This is a genomic window from Geobacter sp. FeAm09, assembly GCF_008330225.1.
In the GTDB taxonomy this organism is placed as follows: Bacteria; Desulfobacterota; Desulfuromonadia; order Geobacterales; family Pseudopelobacteraceae; genus Oryzomonas.
Genome location: NZ_CP042466.1, coordinates 2,717,548 through 2,739,051, shown reverse-complemented (window position 1 = coordinate 2,739,051; position 21,504 = coordinate 2,717,548). Strand labels below are relative to the sequence as shown.

Annotated in this window: 25 protein-coding genes and 2 pseudogenes; 3 read left to right on the top strand and 24 right to left on the bottom strand. The window is 58.5% G+C overall.

Annotated elements, in window-relative coordinates; all coding sequences use genetic code 11:
- Positions 1-29: 29 nt before the first annotated feature.
- From FO488_RS12850 to FO488_RS12835, 4 genes are all read right to left on the bottom strand, one after another.
- Positions 30-473, bottom strand: a complete 444-nt coding sequence (locus FO488_RS12850) for a hypothetical protein (protein ID WP_149210921.1) — start codon at positions 471-473, stop codon at positions 30-32.
- Between the two features lie 14 nt (positions 474-487).
- A complete protein-coding gene (locus FO488_RS12845) occupies positions 488-1,996 on the bottom strand; it encodes a hypothetical protein (protein ID WP_149210920.1) in 1,509 nt (502 codons plus the stop codon).
- Between the two features lie 225 nt (positions 1,997-2,221).
- Positions 2,222-3,937 (bottom strand): FAD-binding protein, encoded by a 1,716-nt coding sequence (locus tag FO488_RS12840; RefSeq protein ID WP_149210919.1) that lies wholly within the window; start codon positions 3,935-3,937, stop codon positions 2,222-2,224.
- Positions 3,938-3,995: 58 nt separating this feature from the next.
- Positions 3,996-4,325: a cytochrome c gene (locus FO488_RS12835; RefSeq protein WP_149210918.1), complete on the bottom strand. Its 330-nt coding sequence runs from the start codon at positions 4,323-4,325 to the stop codon at positions 3,996-3,998.
- A 181-nt stretch (positions 4,326-4,506) separates the two neighbouring features.
- On the opposite strand from FO488_RS12835, the pseudogene FO488_RS20675 reads away from it, so the two are divergent.
- From FO488_RS20675 to FO488_RS12830, 3 genes and pseudogenes are all read left to right on the top strand, one after another.
- Positions 4,507-4,650 (top strand): annotated as a pseudogene (locus FO488_RS20675) (IS3 family transposase); the annotation flags it as partial.
- A 432-nt stretch (positions 4,651-5,082) separates the two neighbouring features.
- A pseudogene (locus FO488_RS20065) lies at positions 5,083-5,457 on the top strand (DDE-type integrase/transposase/recombinase); the annotation flags it as partial.
- A gap of 212 nt (positions 5,458-5,669) precedes the next feature.
- A complete protein-coding gene (locus FO488_RS12830) occupies positions 5,670-7,463 on the top strand; it encodes a sigma-54-dependent Fis family transcriptional regulator (RefSeq protein ID WP_149210917.1) in 1,794 nt (597 codons plus the stop codon).
- Between the two features lie 94 nt (positions 7,464-7,557).
- Here the strand turns inward: FO488_RS12830 and FO488_RS12825 are convergent, their stop codons facing one another.
- The 20 genes from FO488_RS12825 to FO488_RS12730 form a co-directional block, all read right to left on the bottom strand.
- Positions 7,558-7,848: an HU family DNA-binding protein gene (locus tag FO488_RS12825; protein WP_149210916.1), complete on the bottom strand. Its 291-nt coding sequence runs from the start codon at positions 7,846-7,848 to the stop codon at positions 7,558-7,560.
- A 27-nt stretch (positions 7,849-7,875) separates the two neighbouring features.
- The gene (gene gspG / locus FO488_RS12820) at positions 7,876-8,319 is read right to left on the bottom strand and encodes a type II secretion system major pseudopilin GspG (RefSeq protein ID WP_149210915.1); all 444 of its coding nucleotides are present in this window, start codon (positions 8,317-8,319) and stop codon (positions 7,876-7,878) included.
- Between the two features lie 34 nt (positions 8,320-8,353).
- Positions 8,354-8,674, bottom strand: a complete 321-nt coding sequence (locus tag FO488_RS12815; protein WP_149210914.1) for a hypothetical protein — start codon at positions 8,672-8,674, stop codon at positions 8,354-8,356.
- Between the two features lie 22 nt (positions 8,675-8,696).
- The gene (locus FO488_RS12810) at positions 8,697-9,056 is read right to left on the bottom strand and encodes a TatA/E family twin arginine-targeting protein translocase (protein ID WP_149210913.1); all 360 of its coding nucleotides are present in this window, start codon (positions 9,054-9,056) and stop codon (positions 8,697-8,699) included.
- A 1-nt stretch (position 9,057) separates the two neighbouring features.
- Positions 9,058-9,474: a helix-turn-helix domain-containing protein gene (locus tag FO488_RS12805; protein ID WP_149210912.1), complete on the bottom strand. Its 417-nt coding sequence runs from the start codon at positions 9,472-9,474 to the stop codon at positions 9,058-9,060.
- The gene (locus FO488_RS20670; protein WP_205743274.1) at positions 9,417-9,626 is read right to left on the bottom strand and encodes a hypothetical protein; all 210 of its coding nucleotides are present in this window, start codon (positions 9,624-9,626) and stop codon (positions 9,417-9,419) included. Before FO488_RS20670 ends, FO488_RS12805 begins: the two co-directional genes overlap by 58 nt.
- A complete protein-coding gene (locus FO488_RS12795) occupies positions 9,617-9,994 on the bottom strand; it encodes a sigma 54-interacting transcriptional regulator (protein ID WP_168206029.1) in 378 nt (125 codons plus the stop codon). The genes FO488_RS20670 and FO488_RS12795 overlap by 10 nt, the downstream gene beginning before the upstream one ends.
- A gap of 69 nt (positions 9,995-10,063) precedes the next feature.
- Positions 10,064-10,906, bottom strand: a complete 843-nt coding sequence (gspN, locus tag FO488_RS12790; RefSeq protein ID WP_149210909.1) for a type II secretion system protein GspN — start codon at positions 10,904-10,906, stop codon at positions 10,064-10,066.
- A complete protein-coding gene (locus tag FO488_RS12785; protein WP_149210908.1) occupies positions 10,903-11,463 on the bottom strand; it encodes a general secretion pathway protein GspM in 561 nt (186 codons plus the stop codon). The genes gspN and FO488_RS12785 overlap by 4 nt, the downstream gene beginning before the upstream one ends.
- On the bottom strand, positions 11,460-12,773 hold the full coding sequence (gene gspL, locus FO488_RS12780; RefSeq protein WP_149210907.1) for a type II secretion system protein GspL: 1,314 nt from the start codon (positions 12,771-12,773) through the stop codon (positions 11,460-11,462). The genes FO488_RS12785 and gspL overlap by 4 nt, the downstream gene beginning before the upstream one ends.
- 17 nt (positions 12,774-12,790) lie before the next feature.
- Positions 12,791-14,002, bottom strand: a complete 1,212-nt coding sequence (gene gspF / locus FO488_RS12775; RefSeq protein ID WP_149210906.1) for a type II secretion system inner membrane protein GspF — start codon at positions 14,000-14,002, stop codon at positions 12,791-12,793.
- Positions 13,983-15,554, bottom strand: a complete 1,572-nt coding sequence (gene gspE, locus FO488_RS12770) for a type II secretion system ATPase GspE (RefSeq protein WP_149210905.1) — start codon at positions 15,552-15,554, stop codon at positions 13,983-13,985. Before gspE ends, gspF begins: the two co-directional genes overlap by 20 nt.
- The gene (gspD, locus tag FO488_RS12765) at positions 15,551-17,473 is read right to left on the bottom strand and encodes a type II secretion system secretin GspD (protein WP_240731911.1); all 1,923 of its coding nucleotides are present in this window, start codon (positions 17,471-17,473) and stop codon (positions 15,551-15,553) included. The genes gspE and gspD overlap by 4 nt, the downstream gene beginning before the upstream one ends.
- A gap of 80 nt (positions 17,474-17,553) precedes the next feature.
- The gene (locus FO488_RS12760; protein ID WP_149210904.1) at positions 17,554-17,907 is read right to left on the bottom strand and encodes a hypothetical protein; all 354 of its coding nucleotides are present in this window, start codon (positions 17,905-17,907) and stop codon (positions 17,554-17,556) included.
- A 60-nt stretch (positions 17,908-17,967) separates the two neighbouring features.
- Positions 17,968-18,861 carry a type II secretion system protein GspC gene (gspC, locus tag FO488_RS12755; RefSeq protein ID WP_149210903.1) on the bottom strand — a complete coding sequence of 298 codons (894 nt, stop codon included), beginning with the start codon at positions 18,859-18,861 and terminating at the stop codon, positions 17,968-17,970.
- A gap of 33 nt (positions 18,862-18,894) precedes the next feature.
- Complete coding sequence (gene gspK, locus FO488_RS12750; RefSeq protein WP_168206028.1) at positions 18,895-19,806, bottom strand: type II secretion system minor pseudopilin GspK; 912 nt, start codon at positions 19,804-19,806, stop codon at positions 18,895-18,897.
- Complete coding sequence (locus tag FO488_RS12745; RefSeq protein ID WP_149210901.1) at positions 19,803-20,438, bottom strand: type II secretion system protein GspJ; 636 nt, start codon at positions 20,436-20,438, stop codon at positions 19,803-19,805. Before FO488_RS12745 ends, gspK begins: the two co-directional genes overlap by 4 nt.
- Positions 20,416-20,769 carry a type II secretion system minor pseudopilin GspI gene (gspI, locus tag FO488_RS12740; protein ID WP_149210900.1) on the bottom strand — a complete coding sequence of 118 codons (354 nt, stop codon included), beginning with the start codon at positions 20,767-20,769 and terminating at the stop codon, positions 20,416-20,418. The genes FO488_RS12745 and gspI overlap by 23 nt, the downstream gene beginning before the upstream one ends.
- Complete coding sequence (locus FO488_RS12735; protein WP_149210899.1) at positions 20,766-21,302, bottom strand: Tfp pilus assembly protein FimT/FimU; 537 nt, start codon at positions 21,300-21,302, stop codon at positions 20,766-20,768. The genes gspI and FO488_RS12735 overlap by 4 nt, the downstream gene beginning before the upstream one ends.
- On the bottom strand, positions 21,295-21,468 hold the full coding sequence (locus tag FO488_RS12730) for a twin-arginine translocase TatA/TatE family subunit (RefSeq protein ID WP_149210898.1): 174 nt from the start codon (positions 21,466-21,468) through the stop codon (positions 21,295-21,297). Before FO488_RS12730 ends, FO488_RS12735 begins: the two co-directional genes overlap by 8 nt.
- Between the last annotated feature and the right edge of the window lie 36 nt (positions 21,469-21,504).

Here is a 21,504-nt window from a genome sequence, read left to right as displayed (position 1 = left end):
ACGGCACGGCGGTACGACGCATCAGGGACTTAGTTATGCGGCGTAGTCTTGTGACAGACGAAGCAGGTGCTCTCCTGAACCGGTTTGTGGCACTGGGTGCAGTGGCCGGAACTCCAGCCGCTGCGGTGGCTTGCCGGCGGCGTGTTCTGGTGGCATTCGATACAGCTGTCCTCCTTGTGGCAGGCAAGGCAGGAACTCCGGTCCCAGCGGGCCTCCAGGCCATGCCCTTTCCTCGTCCAGGCACCCGTGTGGTTGCGCGGCTGCACCTCCTGGTGGCATTGGATGCACGACACACGGTCCGCGTGGCATTCCAGGCATTCGGCCAGTTTCACCTTGCTCGCGGCGCCGTGGTTGTGCAGCCAGGTGGCGTCGTGGCTGGCTGGCTTGTTCGATTCCACGGCAAATGCGGCAAGAGCGACGCACAGCAGTAGTGCGGCCGTCGCCAGACTCAGTGCCGTTGTCTTGATGTTCATGGTTGTACCTCTCCCTAAAAGATGATGTTCGCCCACAATTCCGTGGTGTAGTTCGTGTTCAGGCCGTTGTTCAGATCGTTGTAGAAGCTGCCGTGCTCCAGGTTGACGTCGGCGGAGAGGCTGATCATCTTCGTGGGCCGGTACTGGGCGCCGATATAGTAGTTGCGCGACCAGTCCATTTTCTTGGCGTAGTAGTTGTAGCCGGTGCTGTAGTCCGGGTTGAGGCTCAGGTTGAGGTTCTGGTCGTAGTCGTAGCGGTTGTAGGAGGTGCCGGCCCAGATGTCAACCGCTTTGGTGAGTTTCTGGCCCACCCGGACGCCGTACTGGATGCTGTCGTTGCTGTTGGAGATGGGGGTGCGCCTGACCCCCCAGTAGTCGGCGCTGAAGGAGATGTAGGTGTCCTTGTGGGGCAGGCCGGAGATGTCGAAGGTGCCGCCGATTCTCTCGTAACTGCGGTTGCCGAAGTTTTCCTGGCCGGTGACGATGCGCTCCTGAAAACGGATGCCCAGGACGAAGTGGTTGAGGAACGCCTGGTGGGCGCCCAGTTCGTATTTGTTGTAGCGGCTTTCCACCCCGACCACGTCGGTCAGCGGGTTGACCACATAGCTGGCGGTGCCGACGTCGTTGAGCATCCCGTGGTATTTGGCGGTGAGGATGGTGCCGGTGGCCGCCACTTCATAGCCCATTTCCCCATTGAGGCCGACGGCGCCGTTCATAACGGTGCTCCCCAAAGAGGCGCTGCCGTTGGCAAAGGTCTGGTCCACGCGCATCTTGCCGTAGTCGGTGTCCACCCCTTTGGTGCTCAGGCGGGTGTATTCCCCGGCAAATCTGGTGCGCGACGCAAGCTGGTAGGTGGCGCCGCCCCCCGCGAGCAGGTCGTGCCCCGTGTGGTAGTAGAAGCTCACCGGCTTGCCGCCGTAGACGTAAGCGGTGGCCTTGTCCCCCAGCTTGACCCCCACGTCGCCGCCGTCCAGCACAAAGTCGTTCAGGTGGTTGGTGGTCAGCCGGCCCACGGTGGCTTTGGTGTTCTTCACCACCCCGTCGAAGGTGGCGGTGCCCACATAGAAGCGCGGCGCCCATTCGTCATGCTTGAGCTGCGTATCCAGGGCGTCGCGGTAATAGTAGTACAGGTCCCCGTTTCTGTTCCCTTCGTACTTTCCCTTGTCGCCGTTGACGTCGGCGGCAAACCGGGCGTAGGCGGAGAGGGAGACGGTGCCGCTGCCCACTTTCGTGGAGTCGGTACGCACCCGCAGGTACTGGTAGAAGTCCTGGTCGTTACCCAGGTGGTTGCTGCCGATATCGTTGAACCTGAGCCGGTACCGGGACGTAAGGGTAGTGTAGACCTTGGTGCCGCCCAGGCCGATACCGGTGGCGCTCTCCTGCATCTGCCCCGGCGAAACCTGCCGCGACCAGGTGTCCGGGGTGGTGTAGTCCCCCTGCTCGAAAGCCGGGGCCTCGGCGGCAAGGGCGATGGTGCAGAGCATCGCCGCCAGCGGGATGCCCCATGATGGATGTCTGTGCACTGCGCGTCTCCTTGATAAATGGGTCTGGTGGGGTGTGGTACCTGCGATGTACCTCACTGAAACGGACGTACCGTATCCGGAATTGAGCCCGGACACGGTACCGTGATATGCCCTGTTGCTCATACAGCGGACTCTTGTTCTGACTAGCATCCCCGATAATTTACTCGATTGTGTGCCGTGAAGGCGCGATACTAAACTTGAAAATTTTACTATAGATTGTTCTCTCTAGCTTATAATCCCCAATGCATGCCGTACCGCATGACGTGCTTGGGTCATGGCTCTCCCGCATGTAAGTCCTACGATCAATTCGGGATAATTGGTATCAAATATTCCTCCGCTCACGTTTCCGGCTGCATAGAGCCCTGTGATCGGATTGTTATCGGAGTCGATCACCCGGCAATGTTCGTCAATGATGATGCCGTCCTCTGTGCACATTAAACTTCCCCCTAAGGTGTACCCATAAAAGGGAGGTGTATTGACCGGAAACAAATCCTTGGCCGGTTTTCCATAATCAGTATCATTCTTGTTTTGGGCCAACGTATTAAAACGATTAACCGTATTGACCAGTTCAGCAGACGGCAAGCCAAGCTTGGTCGCCAATTCCGCAATGGTATCGGCCTGCTGGATAATCCCGGCCCCAATATATTGTGCGAGTGTTTCATCAAAATTTGCCTTGCCCTGCCCCTCTCCAGTCGCGGGAACCGTTGTACTCGGTATCTGCCGCGAACAGCCAATGGTATGAAACCCCGCAATATTATCCCAGTAATTGGCATCGAATATCGGGCAATAGACTCCGCCATTCTGGTACCCCGCGGCAAATAACGGCCAATCATAAGGGGCGGATTCATTCATGAATCTTTTGCCTTTCATGTTAACCTTTAAGAAAGGCTGACTCCCCATCCAGAACGGCCCCATAACTTCGTCACTGTGGAACGGATAACCGGCTTTATCACCGGGTTTTACCGGACCACGGTCGAATAACTGCACCGCAGCAGTTTCCTGCTTACGGCCGCCGGCCCAAATGGCAGCCTTTATGCCGTCACCGGTATTGTAACTACGGCCTGCAATAATAGTTGTAATACCGGCAGCGTAGGGATTCAGTTTTGTATATAGCTTTGCATCTCCCTCATATCCGCCGGTGCACAGTATTACAGCCTTTGATACCGATATCTTGATGTACCCTTTGTCGTTCTTGGCATATACACCGGTAACTTTGCCAGAGGCATCCTTGATAAATTTGATTAATGATGTGTCGTAACGGAGTGTTGCTCCCAATGCTTCAGCTTCGGCGACAATTGCATCCGCCGTCCCCGTCGTGACGTTATCGCCAGCGAGAAGTTTGGTATGTACGGGAAACACCTTGAAATAGCCATGGGTGCCATCACCGACATCGTACTCAGCCACATGGGTGTAACCATACTTAGCCATATAGCTTGCGAGCCAATCCACGGTCGCGCCGCTTTCGTCAATCCACATACGGATCAGGTCATAATTACATTTACCGCCGGCATAACGGGCAATATCGTTAAGTAATTCCCCCTTATTGATATTCACGCCAGCATTATTCTGAGCTGTGGTCCCAACGGCACCCAGATATGTTTTCACACTGCCAGGACCGCTCGCCTTTTCTATTGCCAATGTTTTGGCGCCCGCTTCGGCAGAGGCTAAGGTTGCATTTAAACCCCCATGTCCTAAACCACAGATCAGGATATCGGTTGTAACCTCCTCTACAATAGTTCCGGTGGCCGGTTCAGTGCCGTACCATAACGTTTCGGTGGTCGTGCTCCCCGAGTCAGTAGATGACTTGACGATTTTAGTCACATCGTCACCACATCCGGCAAGCCCCCCCAAAACCACAGCCCCCATGGCGGTACCGCCAGCTTTCAGAAAACCACGACGGGACAGACCGGTTGTTACTTCACCATTTTTCACTTCATTCATTCCTGCTGCTCCTTTCAAGAAAATTCAGAATATGCAGACGATTGGGCTTCCAGAATGGCTACAGGTTCGACAGATAAGCGACTACATCATTTAACTCTGAATCGGTCAGACCATAGGTCATTGCATTTGACTTTATATTTGCTACCGTAGTATTTTTCAACGATGAGGCAGAATGGCAACTTTTGCACTTGGAGTTAAAAAGGGTCGCGCCATTTGTCGCGTCGCCGGGCGTGCTGGACGCTGTAGTCGTTGTTGTATCAGTAATAGTTGTTGTGGTTGAGCTTGTAATTGTTCCATCTTCATAGATCGTCTTATCTTCACCGCAACCGGCAACCACTAATAATAACGCTAACAACATAATAATTTTACAGTTATTCAACTGAATCATTTAGCTTTTCCTTTCGTAATCAACTTTATTTGTTGGCTTTTGACTAACCACGAAGCTTGCTACCAAGCGAGTCATTATCACCCCCTTTTTTGATACACTTATGAAGTGTGCAACTTATATTTGAAACCGAATTCGATGCGGCCATGCGCAGAATCGGCGAGATCACCATGGAGAATGAACTCCTCAGACCAATGGCATAGTGGAACGCTTCAACCAGGCTCTCAAAGAGCAGATTATCTAGGCCGTACCCACCAAAACATCGAAAAGAGGCAACCAGCACTGGCTGGTGAAAAAACTCGGCTTCAGAAGCTTAAACAGACATTGAACAACTTCTACAACTATCAACCAAAGACGGTGGCGTAACTCTTATGTTGTATCTAATATCCATATCGCGTTACGAACATTAGCTAAAATTATGCCAACTTATTGTTGTATTGTTTGTATTAATGTAATTACTTAAAATTCAATTACTAATATTCATAACTGCAGCGCTATAACTAAATATTCAATTGCTTGTGGTTGGCACAAGAAACAAATATCTTATGCATATTTGGTGAAGGCCCTGCATATTTGGTGACATTTGACGACAGCGCCCTATTTCTGGCCGAGATTGGTAAACTGCTGCTGTTATGTCAGAGGCTGGTGGAAAAAGACGATTCCGGTGGTTGTGTTGGACCCCCCCCCAATGCGTAGGACGACTGCTATCTGTCCTCCTTTTATAGCGGCGTGGATTGCCAAGGACCAAAAGCAAGAATATACCGGCAAGATCATCACGGCGGCCCCTGATGCCATGTGAGGCACCGACGGAACAAAAATCTTCATCACTGATGACAGCTGGGGCTGGTTTTTTACCGCAGCCGAGCATTTCAACACCGAATGCGTTGGCTGGCACACTGCTAAGACCGGCGACCGTTTTACTGCACTTTTGCCACTTTCCATGGCCCTGAAGCAACGATTCGGCTCTATTAGTGCCGGCGCCGCCCGTGGGCTCATTTTACAGATTGACAACGGTAGCCACTATCTTTCGGATCATTTCCAAAATCAGATCAAGTTCTGAGGCATTGCACCAAGCTTTACGCTTGTATCGCAGCCCCAGACCAATGGCGTAATGGAACGGTTCAACAAGAGCCTCAACGGCCTGTATTCGCTCGAAAATTTGATGTAATATTAAATTGTTGAATAGAACTGGGAAACGTTGTCCAATTGCAGTGCGAGTATTTTGTTTCGAAGGACAGTTGTGCTGTTTGATGTCGTTTAGATCACAGAGGCAGCCAGGTTACTTGTGTTTTTGTTGCATAGTGTTGTATATATAGCTGTCCAGAAGCGGTATCTCGTCAGAGGGAGGTGGGGGCCATTAAACGTCTTATTGTGGACAAAAATAAATTCTTCAGGGAAATGACCCTGAGAATATGCAGCAGTCTTGATATTACGGTTATTATGGAACGGGTGTTCAACTATTTGCGTGAGCACATTCCTCTCAACCACCTGCTACTCGGTATTCCGGAAACAAGCCCCGGAGTTACTCGGATCGTCGCGGCAGCGGGGGACAACACAATCCCTTATCCACAGACCCTTGTGACCCACAAGGGGTTTGCGCAGGGTGGGGTACAGGTTAATTGTAAGCCATTTATTTTGTCAATTTCCAGCCCAGATCCCTTTATACGCACACTGACTAGTTTTCTTGGGAGAGGTGAGAAGGTTTCATCCTTTCTCGTGCCGCTCTGGGTTGAGAGTGTAATGATTGGCTTTCTTGATGTCTGCTCTACCGGTCAAAACATCTATACTGAAGAGCATCTGGAGTTGCTTGAACTGGTGGCTGAACCGTTTGCCATTGTCCTTGCCAACACCCTTGAATATAAGGCTGTGCAGAATGAACGCGACCGGGTCATTGACGATAACCACTTTCTGAGCAGAGAATTGTATGCTCAATTCGACGGTGAGATCATTGGAGCTAATTCGGGGTTGCGCAACGTAATGGACCTGGTACAGCAGGTGGCACCCCAGAAGACCACGGTGCTCATTATCGGCGAGACGGGAACCGGCAAGGAGCTGATCGCGAATGCAGTGCACACCGCCTCGCCGCGCCGGGACGGGCCGTTCATCAAACTCAACTGCGGCGCCATCACGGAGAACCTCATCGACAGCGAGCTGTTCGGTCACGAAAAGGGGGCCTTCACCGGTGCCACGACCATGAAGCGGGGGCGCTTCGAACGGGCTGACGGCGGCACCCTGTTTCTGGACGAGATCGGCGAACTGCCGCTACAAAGTCAGGTACGACTACTGCGGGTGCTACAGAGCCGTATGATCAGCCGGGTGGGGGGTGAGAAAGCGATACCGGTGGATGTACGGATCATTGCCGCTACCAACCGTGATTTGAAGCGGATGGTGGCCGAGGGGACCTTCCGGGAGGATCTGTGGTTCCGCCTGAATGTACTCCCGATCAACGTGCCGCCGTTGAGGCGGCGTCGGGAAGATATTCCGGCCCTGGTAAGGCGTTTTATAGCGCAGAAGGCGAAGGACTTGGGTATTGCCACGCCTCCTGCTATTGCACCGGAAGGCATGGATAGGTTGGTTAATTATCGTTGGCCAGGGAACGTGCGCGAGTTGGAGAACCAGGTGGAGCGTGAGCTTATCTGCTGTCGTGGCGAGTGCCTGCGTTTTGATTGCGTACTGGCGGAAGAACGCTGCCGTGAAAATGCATCTGTCGTGGAACGGCCTGCTGGTGCTGCTCTCGACACTGTAGCAACTCTTCACGAGAAACCGGACGCCGATTCTTCGGCAATGGATGAGCTGATTATGCAGCATATTTGTAGACTTTTGGCCGCCGCTCGCAACAAGTTCAATAATCCTGACGAAGCCAAAGAGTTGCTCGATGCCATGATTGCTTCTTTGGGGGCTGAACAAAGGGATGTACAAGCCGTTTCGGAGGGAGCTGAAACAGCAGCCAATCCTCCCCTGAATCTGAATGAGGCCATGGCTTTGCATATCAGAATGGTCCTGGAGATGACCAATGGCAAGATAAGTGGTCCAAACGGGGCCGCAGAATTACTCGGTATCAATGCCAGCACTCTGGCCGGACGAATGAAAAAGTTGCACGTGGAGTACGGCAAATATAAGATGAGTAGAGCGACAGATTAAACTTACATCCATATAAAATCTTTGTTTATGGCGTTTGCGGTAAAATAAGGCTAATGATGCTCCGTATCATATGTAAAATAATAACAACTAAGTTTTATCTGGTATTTTGGCCTTTCATGATACGTTCCCTTATATCTTTACCCACTTTGAAAAACGGCACTTTCTTCGGTTTGACAATTATAGATGCACCTGTTCTTGGATTTGTGCCGCTATAGCTGGCATAATCACGGATTACAAAGTTGCCGAAACCGCGGATTTCAATCCTCTCACCGGCAACCAGAGCAATAGCCATTGAGTTGAAAATGTCATCAACAACTTTTTGTGCAGTCACCCTGCTGATGTTCTTTTTCATTGCCAGAAGCGTAATCAAACCGGATTTATTCATATATTGTTCTCCCTGATATCACCAAGTTCACTTCAGCTCCCAACTGCAGATATCGGCATTTTTATCTTCGCCTCCTTTGGCGCCATCGGTACCAAAGGAATAGAGGTCGTAATCGCCATGATCGCCGGGAGACATATAGAGATACTCGTTCCCCCAGCCATCCTTCGGCACCTGCTTGCTCTCCAGATAGCCGCCATCCTTGTAAGCTTTGGGAATCTGCCCAACGGTCGGTTTTATGACCAGTGCGCTCAGCCCCTGCTCTGTTGAGGGGTACACGCCGTTATCGAGCTTGTACAGTTTCAGGGCCGATTCGAGATTTCGTATTTGCGTCTTGGTGGTCTGAATCTTGGCATCGTCAGTGCGCCCCATGATCTTGGGGCCGACCAGCGCGGCCAAAAGTGCCAGAATGACGATGACAACCATGATCTCAATGAGGGTGAAGCCTTTTTTGTTGCAGACAACATGCATCATGACAGACTCCTTTCCTTTTGACGGTTGCCCATAGTTACGTCTGATAGCCCTGGACTGACGATTCAGGCAAAAAACTGTCTCGCGCAGATTTAAGAAGCTCTTGGGCGCGCAGCATCGGCATAAAGGTGAGCTCCCTGCCTATTAAATAGGAAAAATTTTCATAATAAGCGCTTTCTGCGCCAAATACCTTCACCAGCAAATTTTGCACATGTGTTACCCATACATAGGTGATGCGCGGTTCAAGCACAAAATCGCCAATCGCTGGCGTATCGGGGCTTTGCTTGGTGGCGAGCACCAGTTCGCCCAAGGCAATTAGTTCATCAAAATATCTCCGTATCTCTTCCTTGCACTCCATGAACGATTCTCCTCCGTATAGATCAGGCTGGGATTGGATCCGCAGGGGTTGCGGCATTCGACTTCGTCTCTGCTCCCTGCTCCTGAACCGGCGCAGCTGCGACAGCCTGTGCTGGTTCAGGAGTTACCTCCTTGACCACCGCCGCGTTTTGTGCTGGCACAGTTGTAGTCGCAGGCGCGGCTTGTTGCGTTTTTTTGGGCTTTCTCTCCTCATCTTTGACCACTTCAATCTGTATGGTTTTCTTGAAATCATCCGAGGCCTTTTTGAACTCTCCCAGCCCTTTGCCCAGTGACCTGGCGAGTTCCGGCAGCTTATACGGACCGATAACAAGCAGGGCAATTACCATGATAATGACGAGTTCTGGCATTCCAATTCCAAACATATCAACTCCTTGATGACATTGAGCTTGCGTCTGTGGTTGAATTGTATTTGCAGATCTTCCGCTGGAGAGTGGCCGTCCCGATACCCAGCTGTCTTACGGCCATCGCCCTGTTGCCGCCAAAGAGGCGCAGGACATCCTGAATATAGTCGCGCTCGATCTCCGCCAGAGGACGGACTGTGTTTGCGGTCACCGCAGGTTTCAAAAGCAGCCGGCATTTCACTTCACCAGGCAGGTCGCCGTAGTTGATTTCGTTTTTGCGGCACATAATAGCTGCATAGTTTACGGCGTTCTGCAACTCCCGAACATTTCCCGGCCAGTGGTAACGCAGCAGATGGTCGGCAGCCTCCTTGCTGAATCCGCTTATGGGGTGTTTCTCATTACCCAGTGTTTTATCGAGAAAATAGCTGGCCAGAGGCAATATATCTTCCCGGCGTTCCCGCAGTGGCGGAATGGGTCATGCCGGAACCGCCCTGTAACGACGTCTCCCACCAAGCTGCGGTTCGTGGTGGCGACGATCCGTATCTTGCCGGCCTCCCGCTCCTGCAAAAGGCGCAGCACCTTTAGCTGCATGTCCGATGGCATCTCTCCGGCCTCATCCAGCCGCCGGCCACCCTCTCCCAAAGGCCCGGCCCGGTAGAGGCGGGACCCTTGCCGCGATCCGCCGGTTGGCCCTCCAGCAGCGCCTCCGGGAGAACGGCGCAATTCACGACCACGAACGGCCGAGCCGAGCGCCCGGACTGTTCATGGATGAAGCGGGCCATGAGTTCCTTGCCCACGCCGCTCTCCCCGGTAATCAGCACCGGAACATCACCGGCGGCCACCCGTCGGGCGATCTCGAGCAGGTTCTTCATCTCTCTGCTATGGGCGTCGGCGAACAGGTGCGAATCCGCCAGATGGTCGTTCATGTCCTGTGTTGGTGTTCTCAAATCTTCCGACATTGCATTCCCCGTTTTCCTATCGTTTGTTCCGCATCGTTCCATCCGCCGTCGTCGCGCCCCCCGCTTGTCTTACATGATCACCGGTTTAAGCAGCGTGCCCCGAATCGGCACCTTGTACACGCCGGGGGAGGCGGCGAACTTGGCCAGAAGCAGGAACACCAGCTTCTGTTTGTCCAGGAACTCCGGCTTGGGCATGATCTCAAGGGTCAGGTTGAGCGGCTGCGTCGCGGCATTGGCGCCACCCGGCAGATCACCCGACAGGCGCATGTAGAGGCCCTCACCCTGCAGGGTGAAGCTCTCCAGCCGCGCCCGGCCGGCCGTGACCCGCACCATCCCCTGGCAGCGCAGGTTGGCGGCGTCGGGCAGCGGGAAGGCCCCCAGCTTGACCCCGGTGAAGGACAATTGTTTCACCTCCAGCTTCAGGTCGCCGGACAGGCGGCCCTTCGTGCGGGTAAGCCGCCCTTCGCTCCACAGGGTGCCCCCGGCCGTGGCGCCCAGGGCGGTCTTGAAGAAGGGGATGTCCGAGAGCTGGATGCCGGCGGCGGCAAGCTCCAGGGCGTCCGTGCCGTTGATGCCGTATCCCAGGTCCAGGTGCCCCTTCCCCAGGGTCCCGGCGACGCCGACCACGGACTGTCCCGTCACCAGCGGCAGCAGCCGGAGCCGGACCCCGAGCCGGTCGAAGCGCAGGAGCGGCCCCTGGTCGGAGGAGAGGACCGGCTGGCGCCACGCCAGGCCGGGGAGCAGGCTCTTGTGCGCTTGGGGGGTAAGGCTCAGCCCCTGGTCGGCCAGCAGGCGGCCGAGCAGTTCGTTCACCCGTTGCGTGGGGAGGAAGAGGTAGGTGCAGGCCAGGAAGAGGGCGATGACCGCCGCCGCCAGGCCTCCCACCCGCAGCAGGCGGTGCCGGGGCATCATTTGCGCTGTCCGGGAGCCGGTTTCAAAAGGGCGACGATCAGGGACAGGTCGAGGCGGGAGGGGTCGTCGAAGCGGACCCGCAGGTTGGCCTTTTTCACCAGGACCGGGCGCCCCCCCTTTTCCAGGCGGTAGATGAGGTTGATGGCTTCGTTGGCCGTCAGGCCGTCGATCTTCACGTCGGCTGTGTCTTCCAGCATGCCGCCATGTTCTTCTCCCTTGATCGGCGCGATCTTGACTCCTTTGCCCTTGATGCCGCTCTCGTCGATGATTTTGGCGACGGAGTCGTCGGGACGCACCGAGGCCATGCGACCGGCAAGCTGGTCGGCGGATTGTTTGGCCGTGCGGTGGAACGCTTTGAGGGGAAGCAGTTCTTTGAGTACTCCTTCACGGGCGTGGCGTTTCTGTTCCAGGGCGGCAGTGCGCCCGGCCAGGGCCGACCATAAGAGGAAGACCGCCAAGAGGGCGATCAGGCAGTAGCCGGCCGTGAGCCGGGTACGGCGGTCAAGGTCGCGCCAGAAGTCCTGGAGTTGTGCCGGCAGGTTCGACAGGTTCGTCATTTTCCACCCTCCTTGAGGGTACCGGCCAGGGTGAAGGTCACCGAGCCGTCGGGACGGCTTTTGACCTCGCCCAATTCCGCGGTGGCCAGGAGCGGCGCCAGGGCCGCTTTGAAGTCGTTGACCGCCTGGGCCGACCGGGCATCGCCTTTTATCCGCAGGTTGCCCGCTTCAAGTTCGGCTTCGTAGAGGCCGTTGATGGTGGCGCCTTTGGCTTCGGCCAGTTTTTTGAGGACGTCGAGGACCGAGTTGCCCGCTTCGGGGCCGCCGGCCAGTTTTTTGATCTCGGCCTTGACCTCGGCCACTTCATCCACGGCCTTGGGGCGGTTGGGGAAGATTTCCCGGTAGATGGCGGCGATGGATTTGTTCAGGGAGGCCAGGTCGGTCGTGGCGGCACGGTACTGGAGTCCCTGGGAGACGAAGAGGAGAATAATCGCCACGGCGGCCAGAGCGGCGGTGACGATCAGTTTCTTCCGCAGGGCGGCGTCACCGGCGGTCCAGGCCAGTTCCTGCCGGCGGAAGTCGGGGAGGACGCCGGCCTGGCAGGCCCGGGCCACGGCCAGAAGGCCGGCCAGTTGTTGGAAGGCCTGGTCGGTTTTGAACAGGGGGGCCAGGGCATCGGGCATCTCCAGCCGTTGTGTGGGTAACAGAAAGTTGCCGCTCGCGGCAAGCCCGGCTGTTTGTTCGCCGAAGAGGATGAGCCGGGGGGGAAGGGGCGCGTCCGAGAGGTCCAGGGCCGCCAGGGTGGCGGAGATGCCGTGGCGCGGTTCGGCGGCAAGGGCACGGGCAAAGGTTACCCGGTCTTCGCTGACCACCGCCAGGGCGGTGCCGTCGCTGACCACGGCGTCGGCGGGGCATTCCGGGAGGAAGTTCCAGGCAAAGGGGGCGGAGGTGATTACCTGCGGTTCGCAGCCGGCCTCGCGGAAGGTGTCGATGGCACGGCCGATATCGGCTTTGCGCGCCCATAGGGCCAGGTAGTGGCCGCTTTCGAGCGGCAGGGCGTCGAAGACGACCTCTTCCACCGGCAGGGCGATCTCCCCCTGCATCTGTCCCGGCAGCACCTCCCGCACCTTGCGCAGGTTATCCAGGGGCAATTCGACCTCCCGCAGGGCGAACAGCGCCGGAGAGAGGCACAGTACGATGCGCGGCCCACCGCTGATACCGGCGGCGATCCGGCCGGCAGCGGCGGAGAGCGGCTGTTCCTCGGTTATTTCGAATTCCGCCGCCCCCGAAAAGGAGAGCGAGGTGCCCGCAACACCGAAACCGGCCGCAAGCACGCGGTGTGACTCAACCTGTAGTACCAGATAGTCCATGTCGTTCCTAAGTCACGTTACTTTATCAACTGGTTCATCTCGAAGATGGGGAGGAGGACGGCCATGACCACCACGCCCACCGCCAGGCCCATGCCCAGGACCAACAGCGGTTCCATGAGCCCCATGAGCCGGGTCAGACGCGTGCTGAACTCCCGCTCGTAGGCGGTACCGGCCTTGAGCAGCATCTCTTCCAGGGTGCCGCCCCGTTCCCCCACTCCCGCCAGGTGCACCAGCATGGGGGGGAAGAGCCGGCTCTTCTTCAGGCTCCCCGACAGGCTGCCCCCCTGGGACACCTCTTCCATCACCTCCCGGAGGAAGCCGCGGTACACCCGGTTGACCAGCACCTCGGAGGTGATCTCCAGGGCACGGATGATCGGCACCCCGCTGGAAAGCAACAGCCCCAGCACCCGTGCAAAGCGCGACAGGAGCAGGTGCTGCACCATGCCGCCGGCCACCGGCAGTCGGAGCAGCAGTTGGTCCCGTTTCAGGCGCAGGTTGTCCCGCTGCATGGCCGAGCGGTAGAGCGGCACCGAGCCGATGGCCAGGCCGGCCGGGATCCACCACCACCCCCGCAGGAAGTGGGACAGTTTGATGAGGATCACCGTGATGAGCGGCAGGGCGGCCTTGCTCTCCTCGAAGATGACCACGATCTTGGGGATGACCACGGTCAACAGGAAGAGCATGACCCCGCCCCCCACCAGGACCATGAGGATCGGGTAGGCCAGGGCGGAGACCACCCGGCTCTTTACCTGTTCCTGCTCTTCCAGAAAATCGGCCAGCCGGTCCAGGACGGCATCCAGGGCGCCGCTTGCTTCTCCGGCCGACACCATGCTGACGAAACTCTCGCCGAAGATTTTCGGTTCGGCAGCAAGAGCCCGGGACAGGGAGGCGCCTTCGGCGATCCGATCCCGCACCCGCGCCAGCACCTGTTTGAGCGGACCGCTCTCCTCCTGCTCGTGCAGCGACCCCATGGCCTCGAACAGGGGGACGGAGGAGGCCACCAGGGTGGCCAGGCGGCGGGTGAAGAGGGACAGTTCGGCGGTGGTGATGCCCCGTTTGAAGGAGAAGGCCCGCTGTGCGCCGCTCCCGGCCGTTTCTTCGCTGACCTCCCGGGGCAGGAGTCCTTTACCCTTGAGCTGGGCCATGGCCTGGCGTTCGGACTCGGCCTCGAGGGTGCCGGAGACGGTGGCGCCGGCGCTGCTGTATGCCTTATACCGGTACGTCGGCATAGTCTTCCTGGGTGACGCGCAGTACTTCTTCGATGGTGGTGATGCCGGCGGCGGCCCGGGCCAGGCCGTCGTCCCGCAGGGTTCTCATGCCGTGGGCCACGGCGTATTCCTTGATCTCGCCGGCATGGGCCCGTTTGATGATCATGGAGCAGATCTCCTGGTCCACCGGCATGATCTCGTAGATGGCGCTGCGTCCCATGGTGCCCAGGCCGAAGCATCGGTCGCAGCCGCGGCCCCGGTAGAGCCGCTCCGGCAGGGTGATGCCGGCGTACTGTTCCACCGGCCGGTATTCCTCGCGGCAGTGGGGGCAGATCACCCGCACCAGACGCTGGGCCATGACCGCGGTGAGCGACGAGGCGATCATGAAGGGTTCGATGCCCATGTCCACCAGGCGCGTTACGGCGGTGGGGGCGTCGTTGGTGTGCAGGGTGGAGAGCACCAGGTGGCCGGTCAAGCTGGCCTGGATGGCGATCTCGGCCGTTTCGGCGTCGCGGATCTCGCCGACCATGATGATGTCAGGGTCCTGGCGCAGGATGGAGCGCAGCCCGGCGGCAAAGGTGAGGTCGATCTTGGCGTTGACCTGGATCTGGCCGATGCCTTTGATCTGGTATTCGATGGGGTCTTCGATGGTGATGATGTTCTTTTCGCTGGTGTTGAGCCGGTTCAGGGCGGCGTAGAGGGTGGTGGATTTGCCGCTGCCGGTGGGGCCGGTGACCAGGACGATGCCGCTGGTGCGGGCGAGGACCCGTTCCATGGTGCGCACCCCGGCGTCGCCTAAACCTATGTCCTCCAGGGAGAGGACCCCTTTCTTCTTGTCCAGGAGGCGCAGGACGGCACGCTCCCCGTAGAAGGTGGGGATGATGGAGACGCGGATGTCCACGTCCCGGCCGGCGACGATGACCCGGATGCGCCCGTCCTGGGGCAGGCGCTTTTCGGCGATGTTGAGCCCGGCCATGATCTTGACCCGGGAGACCAGGGCGTCCTGGATGATCTTGGGCGGGGTCAGTTTCTCGTAGAGGATGCCGTCGATGCGGAAGCGTACCACCAAGTCCCGTTCGTAGGGTTCGATGTGGATGTCGCTGACCCGTTCCTTGACCGCTTCCGAGAGGATGGAGTTCAGAAGCCGGATGACCGGGGCTTCGTCGGCCAAATCCAAGAGGTCCTGGGGGTCGTTGAGCGCCGTGGCCACCGTGGAGAGGTCTTCCCCCTCCAACTCCTGGAGCACTTCCTGGGCGGTGCCGGAGAGGCTGCCGTAGATGTGGTTGATGGCCTCACCCAGGGTGGTCTCGGGCACCAGGACCCCCTCCACCGGTTTGCCGAAGAGAAGCCTGAGCTCGTCCAGGGCCAGAAGCGCCGCGGGGCCGGAAATGGCAACTCTCACCCGCCCTTCCTGCTCCCGCAGAGGGAGGATGGCGTGGGCACGGGCAAAGGTGAGCGGCACCCGGGCCAAGAGGGCAGGGTCCACCTCGGCCACCGCGATCTCGGTCTGGCTGGCGATGCCCAGACGCAGGGCGGTGGCCGCCAACTCTTCCGCAAGCGGGCTCGGACTCATTTGCCGCCTATCTCCTTCTGCACGTCCACCGGCTCCACCTTCTTCGCCGCATCGCCGAATTTGCCGCGCTGGCTGTCGGAGACCGCGGCCAGATCGGCGTTGTCCTTGATGATGTGGGGCGTCAGCATGATGATCAGGTTGGTCTTGGTCTTGCTTTTGGTCTTGGTCTTGAACAGCCACCCCAGGCCCGGGATGTCCCCCAGGAGGGGGACTTTGCTCTCGGTTTCGTCGTCCTGGTCCTGGATCATACCGCCGATCACGATCATCTGGTTGTCCTTGACCACGACGTTGGTCTTGGCCGTGCGCTTGTTGGTGATGCGGTCCGTGGAACCGCTCCCCACCGTGACGGTCGAACTTACGGACGAGATTTCCTGGGAGAGGTCCATGCGGATGTAGTCGCCCTCGCTGATCTGGGGTTTGATCTTGAGGGTTATGCCCACGTCCTTGCGCTCCACGGAGGTGGTCGTGACCCCGGAAGAGGTAGAGGAAGAACCGGTAAACGGAACGTTCTGCCCAACCACGATCTCCGCCTCCTTGTTGTCCGAAGTGAGGATCGTAGGGGTGGAAAGCACGTTGGTAGAGGTATTTGAAGACAGTGCTTTGATTACCGCAGCCATGGTAACCGGTGTGGACAGGGTGCTGGTGGATGAAAGCGATGATACAGCGGACGAAACGCTGCTGGTAATACTGAAGGGATCGTAGTACGCTGTAATGCCCAACGTACTATTTAATTCACCAAGTCCCAGTGCACCAAGCTGGGCGCCCAATTCTCCCGACTTACTCAAAGTAACCTCGAATATCAGTACCTGCACGAAGACCTGCTTGCTGCGCCGGTCCAGTTTTTTGATCACCTGAAGAAGGTTGGTGTAGTCGGCTGGAGAGGCCATGATCACCAGGGAGTTGGAGGCCTTGTCCGCGGTGATGGAGACCTTGTCGTTGCCGAAAACGGACGCCTGGGGAGCGGATGACGCAGCCGCGCCGCCCTGCCCGGTGCCAGCGCCGGCCGTGGCGGTGGCGCTCATTCCCTTGATGACCCCCTCCAGCACCTTGGCCATCTCCGTGGCATCAGTGTTCTCCAGGTAGTAGACGTTGACCTTGCTCCCCGCCTCGGGGGACGCCACGTCCAGCTTGGCCGCCATCTCCCGCACCGCCTGCTTGATGCTGTCGCTGCCGAAGACCAACAGCGCGTTCAGCCGCTGGTCGGCCAGCACGCTGGCCTGGCCGCCAGAGGACGTGGCTGCGGCCGCGCTCGGCTGCCCGACGGCCTTGCTCTCGCTGCCGGACAGCCATTGCTGGATGGTCTTGGCCGTGCTCTCGGCCGCGGCGTTCTTCAGGTAGACGATTTCCACCCCCTCGCGGGTCTTGGCCGTGTCGATGACCTTCAAGAGGTCCTGAATCTTCCCCAGGTTGATGGCGCCGTCCAGTACCAGCAGACTGCTGGAACCGAAGGCGGAGATGGCGCCGTCCTTGGACACCAGCGGCTGTAGGAATGTCAGCGCCTCTTGGGCTGAGATGTTCTCCAGCTTGATCACTTGGGCCACATAGCTGTCGTTCACCGGCGGCCGTTTGCCCGACGGCAGCAGGGTAAAGGCCGAGGTCTTGGCACTGGCCGTGGGAACGATCTTCAGGACCTTGCCGCTGTGGATCACGGTGAAGCCCTTCATTTCCAGAACCGAGGTGAAGACGTTATAGGCCTCGTCAATGGTCAGTTTGGCGGGGGAGTAGACCGAGATCTTTCCCTTGACCCGGTCGTCCATCACGAAGTTCTTCCCGGTCAGGTCGCTGATGAACTTCACCATGGTGGCGATGTCCACCTCGTTGAAGTTCAATACCACCCCATGGGCGGCAAAGGCCGGCGAGGTGGATAGTATCCCTGCCAGAAACAGGGTAGCGAGTATGCGTCGTAAATACAGTTTCAAAGTGACCTCCACGTATGTTCACGGTGCGGACGGGACTCCAGCAAGGATGGGTCAGGAAGTGGTTGATGGCGTCCGGTTCTTTATTTGTTGGTTTTCTCTGGTGCCATTATTGGTTCATTCACGATCAAAAGGTCGGCCGTCGGGACGATCCTGACGACGTCGTCGATCTCGATTACCGCATAATTCTTCAGCAGCAGCACGGAGACGAACACCTCATAGGCCTCGTCAACGGATAGTTTTGCGGTCGAGGTGAAGGAGAACTTCCCCTTGACCCGGTCATCGAGAACAAAGGTCTTGCCGGTCAGATCACCCATGAACTTCACCATGGTCGCGATATCCACCTCGTTGAAGTTCAATACCACCCCCTCAGAAGCACCGGCCGGCGAAGTGTAAAGGAGCCCTGCCAGGAGCAGGGTACAGAGTGTGCGTTGCATGTATTGTTTCAAATGTGCCTCCACGGTGATTTTCCCTTTCCCCAAAATGTTTATGGGCCGTTAGCGGATATCGTAGGTAAGGGTTGACGGTCTGCCGTCGCGTATCACATCGAGCTTGAGCTTGCTCTGCCCCTTGAGGGCGATGAACGACTGCAGGGCCTTGTCCGGCGAGTCGATCGGGAAGTCGTTCAGGCGCTGGAGGACATCGCCGTTTTTTACCCCGATCATGGCAAAGACGCCGTTCGGTTTCACCTCCGAGGCCCGGAACCCTTCCACCTTGCCGTCCTTCTGGTTCGGCAGCAGGCGGGCGTCGCCCATGGCCTGGGCCGGGTTGTCCAGGGCGGCGTTGAGCGCCCGTTGGTCGATCACGAAGTTGCCGCCACCGGTATTGGTGACGCCAGTTCCACCTTGGCTGGAAGCCTGAGAGGTCCCTGATGGGGGCGCTGGAGGCTGTGCCGTGGGGGACAACAGTTCCACCTTCTTGCCAGCCACCACGATAAAGGCCCGTTCCTTGCGAACCTCCGCCAGTCGTCCCGCGTCGAAGACCATGTCGCCCAGGCGGAACACCCGCTCTTCCTGTTTGGCGGAGTTGCGCACCAGGGCAAAGGTTTCGCGGAATGAGCCGGTCGCCGTGCCGAGCAGCAGCAGTTCGGCCGGCGCGGTGGCGGGTACAGCCGCGCGGGTTGCACTCGATGCATTGACAAAGGGGGTAAGCTGCCCCTGGGTTGCCTTGCCGAACAGGCCGTTTGTCAGGACCGGGGCATAGGCGGTCAGGGGGGCTACGTGGCCAGGGGCCGCTGTTGCCGGGCCGGTCTGTTTGGCGGCCCCGGCCGCCGCCGTGGGCGTAAACGCGCCGTTGAGTCCTCTGCCCAGGATGCCGGCCGTTAGCGCCGCCAAAAAGACAATGATGACGGCACCTAATAGATAGTTCACGATGGTAACTGCACGTTGCATACGAGATCTTTCACCTTTGCTTTGTCCGGCCGGCTAATATTCCTGCCACGAGAGGCTCTCCGTCGTACCGTCCATATTGACCACGGCCTCGACGGTGCGGGCCGCCTCCTTGACGAAACCCTTGGCCGTGATCTTGAATACCTTGCCCTGGACCTTTCCAGTCTTGGCCAGGGACGCGGCCAACCGGCTGTCAACCCGGGACAGCTCGCCGATGGCCTTGAATGGCGTCAGGCGCCGTTCCTCCATGATCCGCTCCGCCACGCTCGCGGTGATGCTGCTGTCCAGCGCCATGAGCACCTCTTTGGGCGCCGTGTTCACATTGACGGCTAAGGTGCTGGCCTTGCCGGGGTAGACGGTGACGAACGGTTTGAGCTTGTTGACCACGTCCGCCGTGAAGCCCTTGACCAGCGACAGTTCGTTCACCGTCGCCAGGCTGCCGTTGCGCGCCGCGTAGGACGGGCTCAGGCTCTTGTAGTAGGTGGTCTCGGCGCCGCCCGAGCGGGGCAGGTCGTCGGTGTCGATCCAGTCCGCCAGGGCGTTCCATACGCTTTCCGGGATGTCCAGTTGCGTACCCAGCCGTTTCAGGACCGCCAGGGTATCGTCGTTGATCGTGTTGTTCGACTGGACCAGCGCGTTGAGGTTGATCTTGCCGCTCTCCTCGGTGGTGGTGATCTCGATGCGCCCGATCTCGTCATCCATTTTGAACGGCAGAGCCCAGGTGTCCGACAGCGAGGTGTACTTTTGCTTCGCCAGCAGCTGCTTGAGCAGGGCCATACCGCCATAGGCGCTCGATTCCGCCAGGATCGAGGCCTGCTGGCCGTCGCGGAAGCTGCGGTTGAGCGACGTGTCCACGTAGACCTGGTGGATCAGTTCCACGGCGGCGGCCACCATCAGGGCGGTGACCACCAGGGTCAGGACCAGGGCAAAGCCCTTTTCGCCTCTCACGTGCCACCCACCCGGGGGGCCGTATAGACGGTAAACGCCACCAGCGCCCCCTCTTCCTCCACCTGGACCGTGATGCGCACCAGTTTCGGCAGTTTGCCGTTCAGGGTCGTGTCCCAGCTCTTCACCCAGGTGGTGCCGCCGTCGCTGCTGCATTCCACCAGGAAGGAGCTGATCCGTTCCATCTGCGGGTAGGCGGGCACCGTGGTGGTCGTGTCCAGCAGGACGTCCTGTTCCTTGCGGGTCAGGAGCAGGCGCTGGTTCTCCTGTTCCACCATGCGGTACTGGACGTCGATGGTGCCCGATTCCTTCTGGGCCGTGCTCAGGGTGGAGGGGGGCGCCAGGGTGGTCAGTTCCAGGTTGGAGGCGGGACGGCCGAAGCTGTCCCGGTCTTCGACGACGAATTTGAGTTTTTTGTCCGTGCTCTTGTAGAGGGCGGAACCGATCTCCCGCCGCAGGAGGTCCAGGGTGTTCCCCAGTTCCCGCCGCGCCTCCATGCCCTCCGCCGAGCGCTCCCGGGCCCGCAGCACCGTGAAGTAGCTCCCGTAGAGGGCGGCGGTGAGGATGCCCAGCAGGACCACGGCGATCAGCACTTCCAGGAGGGTGAAGCCCTTATTGCGTGAGATAGCACTCAAGCGCCACCTCCCGTTTGTCGCCGGTCCGCCATACCCGCACCACCAGTTTCTGGAGCATGGTCAGGTCGGTGGCCGTGACTTCGGCCCGCCAGGAGAGTTCCGGGTGGGTGGGGGCCAGGGTCCCTTCGCTCTTCTCGGAGAGCGTCTGCCCCTGGCTTTTCAGTTGCAGCAGTTCAGCCATCTTGGCCCGCGCCAGAAGCGTCAGGGCGGTGCTGTCCCGTTCGTTGGTAATGATCGTCAGGTGGTAGTTGACCGCCCCCAGCACCGTCAGGATGACGCTGGCCATGATGGCCAGGGCCACCATTACCTCCAGCAGGGTAAATCCTCTCATAGCGCGTCTTCCTGGTAGCCTTCGTAGATCTTGACCTTGCCGCTGGAGGGGAAGCCCATGACCGTCCAGAAAGCGCCGCCCGCCGAGCGCAGGTGGATGGTGACGAAATCGCGCAGGCCGCCGGCGCCGATGTCGAGCCGCACCTGGCCGTCGTTCAGTTTGCCCAGGCGCGGGATGACCACGTCCGCCACCACCACCCCTTCCTTGGTGGGGCGTTGTTGCAGGAAGGGGTCGGTCGGCTCCATTTCGCTCCCGTCGCCCGCCGCCTGCAGGACCTTGACCGTGTCCGTGCCCGGCTCCAGGCGCAGGTAGTAGACGATCCCGGTGGTGGCCGCCCGGTCCTGGAGATAGCGCAGCGTCGAGGCCAGGGTCCGCGCCGAGATCTTCAGATCCTCACCCTCCGTAGTGGGCAGACGCGGGATCACCAGCGTCATCACCATGCCGATGACCGCCAGCACCACCTCCAGCTCCAACAGCGTGAAACCGCGACTGGCAAGTAGTGGGGACGGCCCCGTTTCACCTTCTTCAGGCATCCTTTTCGGATTTGTGTTCAACCTGTTCCTTATCAGCGGCTGCTTTTCTGAAATTGCTGATGGCTTTGCCGAAAGAGCTGCCTATTTCCGGCAGCTTGCCTACGCCGAATATCAACATCATGATAGCAGCAACAATAAGTAACTCAGGGACTCCGAAACCGAACATGGGCTCATCTCCTATCGTGGTTCGCATGTATTTTTA

Coding starts and splice junctions, on each gene's coding strand:
- gspE (WP_149210905.1), bottom strand. CDS start 15,554: ATGAGTCCGAGCCCGCTTGCGGAAGAGTTGGCGGCCACCGCCCTGCGT.
- FO488_RS12810 (WP_149210913.1), bottom strand. CDS start 9,056: ATGTTTGGAATTGGAATGCCAGAACTCGTCATTATCATGGTAATTGCC.
- gspN (WP_149210909.1), bottom strand. CDS start 10,906: ATGATGCCCCGGCACCGCCTGCTGCGGGTGGGAGGCCTGGCGGCGGCG.
- gspC (WP_149210903.1), bottom strand. CDS start 18,861: ATGCAACGTGCAGTTACCATCGTGAACTATCTATTAGGTGCCGTCATC.
- FO488_RS12815 (WP_149210914.1), bottom strand. CDS start 8,674: ATGGAGTGCAAGGAAGAGATACGGAGATATTTTGATGAACTAATTGCC.
- gspL (WP_149210907.1), bottom strand. CDS start 12,773: ATGGACTATCTGGTACTACAGGTTGAGTCACACCGCGTGCTTGCGGCC.
- FO488_RS12795 (WP_168206029.1), bottom strand. CDS start 9,994: ATGTCGGAAGATTTGAGAACACCAACACAGGACATGAACGACCATCTG.
- FO488_RS20670 (WP_205743274.1), bottom strand. CDS start 9,626: ATGCAGCTAAAGGTGCTGCGCCTTTTGCAGGAGCGGGAGGCCGGCAAG.
- FO488_RS12735 (WP_149210899.1), bottom strand. CDS start 21,302: ATGCCTGAAGAAGGTGAAACGGGGCCGTCCCCACTACTTGCCAGTCGC.
- FO488_RS12825 (WP_149210916.1), bottom strand. CDS start 7,848: ATGAATAAATCCGGTTTGATTACGCTTCTGGCAATGAAAAAGAACATC.
- FO488_RS12835 (WP_149210918.1), bottom strand. CDS start 4,325: ATGATTCAGTTGAATAACTGTAAAATTATTATGTTGTTAGCGTTATTA.
- FO488_RS12730 (WP_149210898.1), bottom strand. CDS start 21,468: ATGTTCGGTTTCGGAGTCCCTGAGTTACTTATTGTTGCTGCTATCATG.
- gspG (WP_149210915.1), bottom strand. CDS start 8,319: ATGATGCATGTTGTCTGCAACAAAAAAGGCTTCACCCTCATTGAGATC.
- gspF (WP_149210906.1), bottom strand. CDS start 14,002: ATGCCGACGTACCGGTATAAGGCATACAGCAGCGCCGGCGCCACCGTC.
- FO488_RS12785 (WP_149210908.1), bottom strand. CDS start 11,463: ATGACGAACCTGTCGAACCTGCCGGCACAACTCCAGGACTTCTGGCGC.
- FO488_RS12840 (WP_149210919.1), bottom strand. CDS start 3,937: ATGAATGAAGTGAAAAATGGTGAAGTAACAACCGGTCTGTCCCGTCGT.
- FO488_RS12850 (WP_149210921.1), bottom strand. CDS start 473: ATGAACATCAAGACAACGGCACTGAGTCTGGCGACGGCCGCACTACTG.
- gspI (WP_149210900.1), bottom strand. CDS start 20,769: ATGAGAGGATTTACCCTGCTGGAGGTAATGGTGGCCCTGGCCATCATG.
- FO488_RS12760 (WP_149210904.1), bottom strand. CDS start 17,907: ATGCAACGCACACTCTGTACCCTGCTCCTGGCAGGGCTCCTTTACACT.